At 42.2% G+C, this 12,190-nt stretch carries 8 protein-coding genes and 2 pseudogenes; 3 read left to right on the top strand and 7 right to left on the bottom strand.

Translation table 11 applies throughout. From position 1 onward, the window contains the following. Positions 1-115: 115 nt before the first annotated feature. Positions 116-250: pseudogene (locus H6F42_RS05610) on the top strand (transposase); the annotation flags it as partial. An 83-nt stretch (positions 251-333) separates the two neighbouring features. On the opposite strand, the gene H6F42_RS05605 reads toward H6F42_RS05610, so the two are convergent. From H6F42_RS05605 to H6F42_RS05580, 6 genes are all read right to left on the bottom strand, one after another. Further along, a complete protein-coding gene (locus H6F42_RS05605; RefSeq protein ID WP_190398380.1) occupies positions 334-2,232 on the bottom strand; it encodes a methyl-accepting chemotaxis protein in 1,899 nt (632 codons plus the stop codon). A gap of 56 nt (positions 2,233-2,288) precedes the next feature. Then, positions 2,289-5,123 carry a methyl-accepting chemotaxis protein gene (locus H6F42_RS05600; protein WP_190398379.1) on the bottom strand — a complete coding sequence of 945 codons (2,835 nt, stop codon included), beginning with the start codon at positions 5,121-5,123 and terminating at the stop codon, positions 2,289-2,291. Positions 5,124-5,180: 57 nt separating this feature from the next. Further along, complete coding sequence (locus H6F42_RS05595) at positions 5,181-5,693, bottom strand: chemotaxis protein CheW (protein ID WP_190398378.1); 513 nt, start codon at positions 5,691-5,693, stop codon at positions 5,181-5,183. Between the two features lies 1 nt (position 5,694). Next, complete coding sequence (locus tag H6F42_RS05590) at positions 5,695-6,060, bottom strand: response regulator (RefSeq protein WP_190398377.1); 366 nt, start codon at positions 6,058-6,060, stop codon at positions 5,695-5,697. Between the two features lie 95 nt (positions 6,061-6,155). Beyond that, on the bottom strand, positions 6,156-6,515 hold the full coding sequence (locus H6F42_RS05585; RefSeq protein ID WP_190398376.1) for a response regulator: 360 nt from the start codon (positions 6,513-6,515) through the stop codon (positions 6,156-6,158). 211 nt (positions 6,516-6,726) lie between these two features. Further along, positions 6,727-8,016: a response regulator gene (locus tag H6F42_RS05580; RefSeq protein ID WP_190398375.1), complete on the bottom strand. Its 1,290-nt coding sequence runs from the start codon at positions 8,014-8,016 to the stop codon at positions 6,727-6,729. 671 nt (positions 8,017-8,687) lie between these two features. On the opposite strand from H6F42_RS05580, the gene H6F42_RS05575 reads away from it, so the two are divergent. Both H6F42_RS05575 and H6F42_RS05570 read left to right on the top strand, forming a co-directional pair. Continuing rightward, a complete protein-coding gene (locus tag H6F42_RS05575; RefSeq protein ID WP_190398374.1) occupies positions 8,688-9,527 on the top strand; it encodes an ElyC/SanA/YdcF family protein in 840 nt (279 codons plus the stop codon). Positions 9,528-9,723: 196 nt separating this feature from the next. Continuing rightward, positions 9,724-11,586, top strand: coding sequence for a polysaccharide deacetylase family protein (locus H6F42_RS05570; RefSeq protein WP_190398373.1), 1,863 nt, complete (start codon positions 9,724-9,726; stop codon positions 11,584-11,586). A 352-nt stretch (positions 11,587-11,938) separates the two neighbouring features. Here H6F42_RS05570 and H6F42_RS05565 read toward each other — a convergent pair. Then, positions 11,939-12,190 (bottom strand): annotated as a pseudogene (locus tag H6F42_RS05565) (photosystem II q(b) protein); the annotation flags it as partial.

Genomic DNA, 12,190 nt, shown 5'->3' with positions numbered 1-12,190 from the left:
GTGGACAATGCCGATTCGGGATTGGAAACCTGCTCTTAATCGATTTGCCATCCTCTTTGAGGATCGTCTCCATCTCTAGCTTCTAGACTTTACACATTTTTCTTGACAGTCTCTTTTGCCTCCCTATTCTCCTGACTTAAACAAGATTGAGAAATTCTGGGCTAGATTGAAGAGTTATGTCAGTAAGATTATTGGACAATGTAAAAGTTTATGGGATGCTGTTCAACAAGCTTTCTGTCATTTGTCCTAACTATCCCTTTCTTTGCTATACATTTTAGATAAATGTGGCACGAACCTTGTCCGCATCATCTCTAATCGTTGCGTAAGTTCTAACTATTCAACCTTAAAGGTTTGAACAGATACTTGTAACTGATTGGCAACTTCTGCCGTTTCTTGCAGAGCGATCGCCACATTGCGAGAAATTTCGGAAGAATTTTGAGATTGTTGGGAGAGAGTAGATATCAGCGATCGTACCGATTCTGAGGTCTGCACCTGTGAGGTTGTAGCAAGAGAAATTTCTTGGAACAAGTCATTGACCTGACGCGAAACCTTTACGATTTGGGTCAAGCTCTTGCGAGCGTCCTCAACTAAGTTCGTCCCTTCAACCACCTGTAACGTACTAGCTTCCATGGCCTGTACTACTTCACTAGTTTCTTGTTGAATACTTTCAATCAAACCAGCGATTTCTTTGGTTGCATTGGCTGACTGAGCTGCAAGCGCCCCGACCTCTTCGGCAACCACCGCAAAGCCTCGACCTTCTTCACCCGCTAGCGCCGCCTCAATGCTGGCGTTCACCGCCAACATATTTGTCTTCAAAGCAATCTGATCGATCAGCACCACAATCTTAGAAATCTGTTGCGATGCTTCCCCAAGGCGTTTTACCTTCTTAGCAGTCTCCGCAACGGTTTGACGCAATTGCAAGATACTTTGTACTGATTGATCGATAACCATGCTTCCATTTTCCGCCGTGTTTGCGGCGGTGATTGAGGCATTAGCCGCCTGTTTGGCGCTATTTGCCACTTGTTGAATCGAATTGGTCATTTCTTCAACAGATTGAAGCGCTGATTCTAGCTGCTGAGACTGGTAACTCGCATTGTCCGCAAGTTGCCGAATAGCAATGTTATTGGTGTCTACCGATATATTTACTTGTCCTGTTGATTTCTTGACCTGACGGACGATGTCGCGCAAGTTTTCAATAATGGCGTTAAAAAAGTCCGCAACGATCCCAATTTCACCCGCCGATATCTGAGCCCGTACCGTCAAATCTCCAGTGGTTGCACCTTCCACATCCGTAACTAGGTTAATTAATTCCCTTTGCAAACTTTCAGTACGTTGACGCTCCTGCTCTGCCAAAGCTTTTTGTAGCTCCAATCTTTCGAGTTCTTGCTCTGCCAAAATTGATTGTTGTAGTTCCCTGCTAGTTTGTTCTTGCTCTGCTTCAGCTTGTTGGATTTGGAGATTGACAATACTTTTTTGCACTTGGTCGCGTTCGCGAAGATAGGAACGAATTAACTTCAAAGCAATTGTATAAGCGGCGATCAGCGCAGGTAAAGTTAAAATAGTAAAAACCAAAGAAATAATTAAACGTTGACTAAATGACTGAAAGTCACGCTGAGTTTCCGTTTGAATTGCGGTTAAAGTCGTCTTCGTACCGTCGGCATAAATCTTTTTCTGAGTTTCATACTCATTACTAAAAAGAATTCGAGAAGCCTCTTTCTTTTTACCCTGCCGCACCAATTCAAAGGATTTTTTTTCTAAATTCACCAATTTATTATTGGCTTCATTAATTACTTCTGAGTTACTTTTATAGGCTTCGGGAGCAATTTTTGTAGACTCCTCAATGGCTGCCGAAAGCAAGGGATCGTACTTAAGATATCGCTCTTCCCACTTAGGCTCACCTGTTGCCGCAGCCATCCGTGCGGACATGGTGAGAACCTCGTCAAAATGCACGATTTGACCGCTTAGTTCTTCTAATCGGAAATTACGTTCAGAAATCGAACGGAATCCTCGATAGATATCAAAAAGGTTCCAAGCAGAGAAGCCAAATATAATTAACCCTGTTCCCACAAACACTTTTAAGCCGCGAATGATTTTCGTGTCTTCAGCAGCTTCAACTAATTGGGGTTCTAGTACAGGTTGAGGGAGAAGTAGATCAAGAGGTTGTGGTTCATTAACTACTTCGGTGGGTGATTCTTTCGTAGATTCCTTGACTGATTCTTTATTGGCAAGCATATATTTATCTAAATAATCTCTGCGGTTGTTCCTATAACATCTCGACCAATCACCTATCAATCAACCTTAAAGGTTTCTACCGATGACTGCAATTGACTGGCAACACTTGCCGTTTGTTGAAGGGAATTAGCAACATCCCGTGAGGTTTCCGAAGAACGCTGAGACTGATTAGAGAGGTTAGACATAAGCGATCGCACTGATTCGGAAATTTGCACCTGCGAAGAGGTTGCCAATGAAATTTCTTGGAACAATGTGTTTACCTTGCGGGAGACTTCCACAATTTGGTTTAAGCTCTTTCGCGCATCCGCAACTCGGTTAGTCCCTTCAATCACCTGTACAGTACTGGCTTGCATCGCCTGTACTACCTCGTTAGTTTCCTGTTGGATACTTTCAACTAAACGTCCGATTTCTCTAGTTGCATTTGCTGATTGAGCCGCCAGCGAACCAACTTCAGTTGCAACCACCGCAAAGCCTCGACCTTCTTCACCTGCTCTGGCTGCTTCGACACTAGCATTTAAAGCTAGCATGTTCGTCTTAAGGGCAATCTGATCGATGAGAACCACAACTTTAGAAATCTGTTTTGATGCTTCTCCTAATCGTTTTACTTTAGTAGCAGTATCGTCAACGGTTTGACGTAGTTGCAAGATACTTTGCACTGATTGCTCGATTTCTTCACTACCCATTTCCGCCGTACTTGCTGCTGTGCTGGAAGCTTCGGCAGCCTCTTGGGCGCTTAACGCCACCTGTTGAATAGAGTGGGTCATCTGTTCTACGGATTTCAGCGCTTCGTCAAGTTGTTCTGCTTGCAAAGTAGCTTCTTCGGCAAGCCCACGAATCGATTCGTTATTAGTATTTACAGAGGTGTTTACCTGCAAGGTAGCCTGTTTTACCTTTGTTACAACTTCCCGCAAACTTTCAACGATCGCGTTAAAAAAGTCAGCGACGATCCCAATTTCACCAGCCGAGATCTGGGCGCGAACGGTTAAATCACCACTAGTAGCACCTTCTACATCTGACAGCAGAGTGATTAACTCTCGTTGAATCGCTTCACTACGAGCGCGTTCTTGTTCGGCAGTATTTTGCTTCTCAATGGTTAGTTGAAGACCGTTAAAAGCTACACCTAACTGTTCGCCAGCCTTCTTTAAATAAGCAATCTCATCTTCTTGCCAAACGTGTGTATGTTGACATTTATGTACAATTAGCAATCCATACAGGCTGTCAGCTTGACGGATTGGTACAACCAAGTTGGACTTGATCTGCAACTTATACATCAAGTCGAGATGCTTTGGCGCAAATCCTGCATTAAGCACATCCGAGGTGGCAACAGTCCGACCTTGTTTATAATTTTCGATGATGCTATAGGGGATACAGGGGTCACTGAGTTCAGCGTCAAAGGCGCTGGTCAACCCACTACCTACTGATTCTCTGGTGATGCGTCCTGCAAATTCTGCATCAAATTCATAGATAACAGCGCGATCGCATTGCAAGACAGCACGGACACTATCTAAGTAGTTAAGCAACAGTGGATTCAAGCCCTCATAGCTCTGCAATCGCGAAATATCACTCCGCACTTCTGAAAGCTTAACTTCCGATTCTTGCAAAGCCAAGAAACGCTGCAATTGTCCTGCCATCAAGTTGATGTTGCTACCCAACTGCGACATTTCATCTTGACCTTGCACCGCAAGACGAGCTTCAAGATTACCTTTGCCTAGTTCAACCACCGCCGCCGTTGCTTCGATAAGTGGACGAGTAGCGCGTTGAGCGATCGCGATCGCTAATACTGCCGCCAAAATCCCTAGCGTTCCTGTAGCCCCAACCAAGATAAGCAGCAATTGTTGTAAAGGTTTTAGCGCTATATCCGTATTTACGGCAACTACTGCATCCCATCTTAAATCTGGTAGCCCGTCAATCCTCGGTAAGGGAGAATAACCAGTAAATTCTTCAGCTTGAGAAACTTGGTCAATGGTTGTGGTTGATCCAAGTTGACGCTTCTCAATGTTAGGAAGTAGCCCTGCAAAGTCAGTTCGGAGGTTTCGACCAAGTTGTTCCTTCTCTAAAGCCACAAAAAACTTACCGTCAGACTCAGCGATGTGGTATCTTTCCCCACCCACACTAAAGTCTTTGATCAAATTTTCAATAACTGATGCTTGTAATCGAGTACGGATGATGGCAATAGTTTTACCCGTGGTCACATCTTTAACAGGCGCGGCAATAAAAACACTTATATTTTTAGTTACAACTGACGGCTCTGGCTGACTGATCACCGCCTTATCAGTCTTGAGGACTTCTTGGAAATAAGCTCTTTTGGAAGCATTGGCAGGCGCAGGCTCTGTGCTTGCATCAAGGATTAAAGAGCCATCTAATCGATACAATGCAATGCTGTCATAAACAAGATAACTTTTTAGATAGTTATCTAAAATGGCTTTCTGCTCAGCCAAGGTTAATGAGTTCTGTAGTTTGGGATTAGTGAAGATTGGTAAGTTGGCGAGGGTTTGAATATCTCCATAGCGTTCTCGCATGAAGAATGCGGTTCGATATGCCATCCCCTCGGCGCGTAGAGATTTGGCTTGTCTAGTGGAGTTTGCAATATTTTGACCAACATAGACATAGGTAAATCCCCCTAAAATCAGCAAAGGAATCGTGATTGCTGTAACAGATACGATTGTAGTCTTAGCCCGCAAACCTAGGGATTGCCACCACCTCCCCATGGGGTTCTGTCTAGATTTAGAAGAGAGGGGTATTAATTCTGCCTCTGTCGCTTTGGTAAATGCTTCTTTGGTTAAATTAATGTCATTCTTAACCAGATTACTAGTTCCATTAATTACAGGGTTTTTCCCATTGCCATTCAGTGCTTCAGGGCTGTCAACGCGAGAACGAGAATCAAGAACCATAGTGGTAAGCTCCGTTTTTCAAAGAAAAGGTGAAAGGTGAAAGGCTAAAGGGAAAAACTATGCAGAGAAATTGTGACAGGCGATCGCTTCGGCATCTAAAACATAAAGATGACTAAAATCACCTTCGTCTTGATTAACCCAGCCGCGCAAAAATGGTATGGCTTCTATGGGAGTGGCTGTCTGTGGCAATTCCTGCGGGGAAACAATTTCGGTCTCGGAAAATCTCATCACTCGCCCAATACGATGTACCCCTAAACCCAAAAACGCACCACCTATTTGTAAAATGGCAAGATGCGTTTCAAGGGCGTTAGATTGTAAGGGCGTAAATCCTAGTAGCTGCGGTAAGTCCAGCACCCAAAACACGTTACTACGGTGTTCGACTAGACCCATCAGGCAGTGATGCACATTAGGCATTTGGGTAAAGCGTTCCGCAGGTAGCACTAACGTCTCCCGCACAATTTTTAGCTGCACCGCAACTGTAACATTGCGTTCGAGTTGCAAACTTAGATAGGGCAATCCTGCGATCGCCTGTGATTGTTCTTCACGTAATTCGATCGTCAAGTTGCTCATATTATCCTCCTACATTAAGCGATCGCACGGCCTGCAAAATATCATCCTTAGTAAAAGGCTTAGTCAGATAGACATCGATACCCTGTTTCATCCCCCAGAGCCGATCAAGTTCCTGATTCTTAGAAGTACAAGCAATTACAGGCACTTTAGTAGTAGCAGTTTTTTTGATAGCGCGGCATAGTTCCAATCCACTCATGCCAGGCATTACCAAATCCGTAACTACCACATTAGGTTGTGTTTTTGCAAACTTCTCCAACCCTTCGCCTCCATTGACAGCGCTGACCACATTATATCCCCCTTGTCTGAGGTAGTCGCAAATCAATTCGCGTTCCGACGGTGTGTCCTCCACAACCAATACTGTAATCAAAATATTGCCTCCTTATTTGTTGTAAACGTTTAGGTTTATTTGAAGTTTAGGAATTGATAGTCACATAACCAATCAAAAGAATGTCAGTCAGGTACTTAAGCAACAGAACGAATTGCCCTAAGAATATCTTCACGGGAAAAAGGCTTAGTTACATATACATCAATTCCCTGTTTCATTCCCCAAAGCTTGTCAAGTTCTTGGTTTTTAGAAGTACAGGCAACGATGGGAAGATCCTTAGTCTCAACATTTTTCTTTAAACTACGACATAGTTCTAAACCACTCATTCCCGGCATTACTAAGTCGGTAATTACCACATCAGGCTTTCTAGCTTCAATTTTTTTGAGAGCTTCTTGCCCATTATTTGCACTAATTACGCTGTAACCACTTTCAACTAAATAACTAACTATCAAATCCTGCTCCGAAGCAGTATCTTCAACTACAAGAACTGTTGTCATAATCTACTCTCAACTTTGTTTCTTAGGTTTTCTATAAAGATTAGGCTTTAATTGGGCTTTAAAAGACTATCTAAGGGATTAGCAAACTGATAATTCTTAATAAAATATAAAGATAACATAAAAGCACCAATACATGACTGTATGTAGATTTCAATACATATCTCAAAGTAATGAAGTGCCGCGCAGAGCGCGGCACTTCATTACTTTGAGATCACATTAAATGGCGCATCAGCATTTTCAGGAGGTCGGCTTGTAAGAATGGTTTGGTTAAATAGTCCGTAGCTCCAGCTATACGAGCGCGAGCGCGGTCAATAATGCCTTTATTACCTGTGACCATCACTATCGGAATATCCTTGAGACTTGAAGACTTACGAATTAAGGAACAAAGTTGATATCCATCAACATTCGGCATTCCAATATCCAACAGAATTAGATCTGGGCGAATTGAAGTAATCTTCATCAAAGCTTTCAGCGAATCTTGGATTAAAGTTACTTGAAAGTCTTCGCTCCCTAAGTAGCTACTAATAATACTTAGCATTGATTCGCTATCATCAATACAAACAACCTTCCAAATCTTTTCGGATTGCCGTGACACAATCTGAGAAATACTCGAAAGTTCACCACTAGATTCGATATTCTCATCATCAAAGCTTTCTGCAAGTTTTTCGATGTTTTCTTGTTCTTCTTCAGGAGCTAAATAATAGGTTCGAGGCAACATATTAAAAGGCTCTAGGGGATCGCGTAGCAGAATAGAACCATCGGAGACAAGAGGACTAAGTTGCTTGGCGATCGCTAAAGGATCTTTACCCAATAATGCACCTAATTGACAAAAATTAAATCCTCGTAAAATGCGCCCAAGACGATGGATCGTTTCAACGGACATTCTCTTAGCGGCATTGGTTTGACTAACTAGGTAAGGGCATTGATAGGGAGAATAAATCGTGGGGCCAAGGCTATACCATGCCTTCAATCTTCGTTCAACCACTTCTAAAATTCGAGCAATTGTGAGACTGCAATAAGTATCTTGAAGTAAATGCTCATAATGGATACCCTTGAAACTAGCGTCAGGCAAGCAGAGAAATAATTCGATTACTTCTTGAATAATCCTTGCAACCAACTTTCCCGCCATCGGTTTAGACAGATAACCTTCATTAACTAGCCATAAAATTGCAATATACTCTGTACAAAGAATTTCACTGGTAACTTTATACTTAGCGTTGTCTGGAGATGGATCGTCAAACATCAAACGTAAGTGCGATCGCAACTTATCATCTAGTGCTGGTACTTCCCTACTAAGACCTCGCAAATGCCTTTCTAGTCTTTCAAAACTTTCTAAAGAATGAGAAACATAAACTAACTTACCTTCTTGAATATAGAAAGACCAACGAATGCGATCATGAACAACATAAACACACCCATTTTTGCTTGTTTCCAGCTTCTTTAATAGTTCTCTGGCGGACTGTTGTTGATCAATAGACATATCAATAGCAGCACTAATCATAATTGAAATTTATCTATGTAGCTAAATTTATAAACAAAGAAAAGAATCTTACTCCCCCCATTACAAGAGCTTTTTGATTTCAGCTTCTTAAACTACGCCAACTTTGGCTTATTAAAAGGTGAACCACATGTCTCGAACTTTACTCTTTAGAGAGTACCCGCTTAATCCTCTAAAAAATTTTTTTTGATTTTTAGAGCAATTTAATATCTTGATATACAGATATATAGATTATATGAAATATCAAAGCTTATTATTTAATCATAATGCTTGTCAACCGATTAGTAGCTCAGTCTTATATAAAGGTGAGCATCTCTCTTTGGTGCGGTCCCGATCTTGTTAAGCCTTAAACAAAGGGCTTAAGCCCCTTACCTTTATCAAATGTTCTAAAGTGAGATGCTCTATATATAAAGTGTGGACAAACTCAAAACTTCAAATAGAGTTGTCCCATAATTCTATTGGAGGTTTCGAGCTTGTCCACATATGCCTAGTTATTTACTTTAAAACGCCTATTCTTTTAGTGAGTAGGGTGCATTTACTTAGAATTTGTTTAGTTATGTAAAAAGGAGCATTATTTGTAAACAATTGTAAATTCTTTCTTCGTCAACGATGGTATTTTTGTGGATATTCTCTAGGTTTGTAATTTTTAGATTTTGAAATAGGTTTTTAAATTTGTGTCATTATTTTTATCTAAACTTTTTCCTCTTTTCTTTTATCCTCTAGGTTTATCTAGCCTATTGATAGCGATCGCCTTAGCTAGTTTATTATGGCGATCACGAAGATCAAAAAACATAAGTATTGCTAGTAAATTTGTTAATTTATTCAGAAAAAGTCGATTTGCGGTAATTTTGCTGTCAATAGCTTTATCTATTCTATTTCTCAGCAGTAATGAGCTAATTTCTAAGGGATTGGTGCGATCGCTTGAATGGCAATATTTACCTAACGAAAATTTGCCTCAAGTAGAAGCAATTGTAGTATTAGGAGGAGGCACTCGTCCTCGAATTGCGCCTCGACCTTGGTATGAGGTCAATGAAGCAGGCGATCGCATTTTGTATGGAGCTTTGCTTTTTAAACAGGGCAAAGCTCCGTTGATGGTAGTAACAGGTGGTAGGGCTGATTGGTACGGTGAAGGGGGCAATCCTGAATCCGAGGATATGGCAGCGATCGCGGAATTTATAGGTGTGCCATCGACGCAAATTTTGCAAGAGTCTCAGTCTTTTAATACCCGCGATAATGCCGTTAATACCAAACAAATTCTCGATCCGCGAGGTATTAATAAAGTTTTGCTAGTAACTTCAGCGTTACATATGCCGCGAGCGATGGAAATTTTTCGTAAAGTTGGCTTTGAAACCATTGCAGCGCCAACGGATTTTTTGTCAGTAAATAATGAGAATAATAAAGGATGGGCTCTAATACTCGATTTGTTGCCTAACGCCGAGGCTCTCAAAAACACCACCAACGCTATCAAAGAATATATCGGCTTAATCGTCTATCAGTTTGCAGGATGGGCATAGTTACAACCCTTTGCATTTAAGCCAAAAGAAAAACCTTGAAAGTATTGTTTCACAATACTTTCAAGGTTTTTCTTTTGGCTTAAATGATCTGTACCCTGCTTAGCAGCGTACAGATCATTTAATAGAGGGTACTTGTTTACGTGATGGCTGTCTGATTAAATAGGCGCTAGTAATATTAAGAAATTTATAAATCTTTATGAGCAGGGGAAATAACAAAAAAAGCAGCAATACGAACATTATTTGGCTAGTGCTAGCTTTAGTTGCTCTTGGTACGAGTATGGGTGCTGTGATCGCCTCGCGATTGGTGACCTATCGTACATCCTCTGCAACTGCGCTAGATAGTTCGGTAAGTGCCAACTCTGCAAGCCCAGTTAGCATCAATAATAGTCAATCATTTTGTCAATACAATGCTCTTGACTCCGTAACCGCATCCCTCTATCAAGTTAGAGCGATTAATGCGATCGTCAACGATCCGCTGCCAACCCTCTCCAATCTGAGTACTACCATCAACTCAGATCTGATTGCAAGTTTCAGCCCTGCCCCATTTCCTCAAATTAGCGATCGCGCCCGTGGAGCAAAAATCCCCATCATTATGTATCACGACATCACAGCTACCAAGGATGTCGATTGGGATGTTACACCACAGGAACTAGAAAAACATTTCCAAACTTTGCAAGAAGGGGGATATACACCAATTTCGATGGATCGTTTAGTTAGTCACCTGCGTACAGGCGCTCAATTACCCGAAAAGCCTGTCCTACTAACTTTTGATGACAATTATGTGGGGCAGTACCAATATGCTTTCCCATTGCTCAAAAAATATAACTACCCTGCGGTTTGGTCAATTCATACACGCTTTGTGGGAACTGGCGGACAAAAGCCCAAAGCCACATGGGATAACCTGAGAGAAATGCAGACAAGTGGGTTAGTCACCATAGCTTCGCATACAGTTAATCACCTCAATTTGAAAGATCTTAGTGATGCAGTAATTGAGAAGGAAGTGACGGAATCGAAAAAAGTCCTTGAAAAGGAGCTAGGAATTAATATCGATTACTTCACCTATCCTGAAGGAGACTTCACGAATGTTGCAAAGGAGAAAATCAAGAAAGCTGGCTATAAGGCAGCTTTAGCAATGAGTCTTGATCCTAGACAGGAGCGTTCAGCAAATGAGTCCGAAGATTTACTAACCATCATGCGCTTTGGACAATCGCGATTTAACGAAGCGATCGAGCAAGCTTCGAGTGGAACTTCGGGCAATCAATTATCTCTCTTACCAACGGTGAGCAATGGCAGTATCAATTTCACTACCCCCGTTGAGAAGCGAAAAGTAACTGTCGATGGTCTGCCTCTTACCTTGGTTTATGGTGGTCGTGCGGTAACGGCTCATGCCGACAAACGCGCTCAGGTTGCTGAAATTTTACCGCTGATCCCCAATGCGATCGCTGCCGTTGATGGCGGTTTCTTCTCCCTTGAACGTATTGATGGTAATACGATGATTGGACCTGTGATGAGCCAATTCTCTAGCAATGCAGGAATTTTTAATGTCGGCAATAAAGGCGAAAATCCATTGTTAAATGGTCGTCCACTCGTATTAATTAGTCCTACAACAATCAAATTTATTCCCTTTAATGCCGCTAAGCATAACTCTCTAGAAGCAGTGAGGTCGGAATTATCTGATGTCACTGATGCCTTTGTTGCCGCAGGTTGGCTAGTCCGTGACGGAAAACCTCAATCCGCCGAGTCCTTTGGTAAGCTCTATGGTTTTGATGCTAGCCGCGATCGCGCCTTCTGGGGGATTGATCGCTCTGGTCGACCCGTAATCGGTGTAACCATGGAAATGATCGATTCCGTCGGCTTAGGTAAAATCTTGGCGAAGGCTGGGTTGCAAGATGCTGTCATGCTAGATTCGGGAGCCAGTGCCGCCCTTGCCTATCGTGGTAAGTCGGTCATGGCGTATGAGCCTCGTCCTGTTCCTCATGTTGTTGCACTTTTACCTCCCGATCCCGTCCCCACAGAAACCGCCGAAAAGCCTAATTGCCCTGTCAGTTTAAATCGTTAAACTCAGATAAGTGGCGCTTCGCGCCGCCACTTATCTTTTGAGCTTGGATTTGTCCTCGCTAGCCTCTGCATTGCTATATAAGTGCTTGTGCAAAATAATTACCAAAACCCGTAAAATTGTGCGCCGAAGGGACGCAATTTTACGGGTTTTGGTAATTATTTTATAAGCTTCTATTTTTCGGGAATCACTAAACCCAGATAAATTCTAAAAAAGCTTGCGAAGCAAGCTTTTTTAGAATTTATCTGCGCTATACAAACACTAAACAAAACAAAAGGAGTGACTTTTTCAAAGCCACTCCTTCTTTTTTTTCAGTTTAGCTAGCTAAACTAGTTTCGATAGTTACTTCCGAGAATTAACCGTTGATAGCAGGAGCAGCCATAGCTACAGGAGCTACATCAACTGCTGCCAAATCAAGTGGGAAGTTGTGAGCGTTGCGCTCGTGCATTACTTCCATGCCCAAGTTTGCGCGGTTGATTACGTCTGCCCAGCTTGGTACTACTCGTCCTTGGCTGTCAGAAATCGATTGGTTGAAGTTGAATCCGTTCAAGTTGAATGCCATTGTGCTTACGCCCAATGCGGTGAACCAAATTCCAACTACTGGCCA

This window comes from Pseudanabaena sp. FACHB-1998 (assembly GCF_014696355.1).
In the GTDB taxonomy this organism is placed as follows: domain Bacteria; phylum Cyanobacteriota; class Cyanobacteriia; order Pseudanabaenales; family Pseudanabaenaceae; genus Pseudanabaena.
This window is presented reverse-complemented; position numbering and strand designations above follow the sequence as displayed.

Coding starts and splice junctions, on each gene's coding strand:
- H6F42_RS05605 (WP_190398380.1), bottom strand. CDS start 2,232: ATGCTTGCCAATAAAGAATCAGTCAAGGAATCTACGAAAGAATCACCC.
- H6F42_RS05585 (WP_190398376.1), bottom strand. CDS start 6,515: ATGACAACAGTTCTTGTAGTTGAAGATACTGCTTCGGAGCAGGATTTG.
- H6F42_RS05600 (WP_190398379.1), bottom strand. CDS start 5,123: ATGGTTCTTGATTCTCGTTCTCGCGTTGACAGCCCTGAAGCACTGAAT.
- H6F42_RS05570 (WP_190398373.1), top strand. CDS start 9,724: ATGAGCAGGGGAAATAACAAAAAAAGCAGCAATACGAACATTATTTGG.
- H6F42_RS05580 (WP_190398375.1), bottom strand. CDS start 8,016: ATGATTAGTGCTGCTATTGATATGTCTATTGATCAACAACAGTCCGCC.
- H6F42_RS05595 (WP_190398378.1), bottom strand. CDS start 5,693: ATGAGCAACTTGACGATCGAATTACGTGAAGAACAATCACAGGCGATC.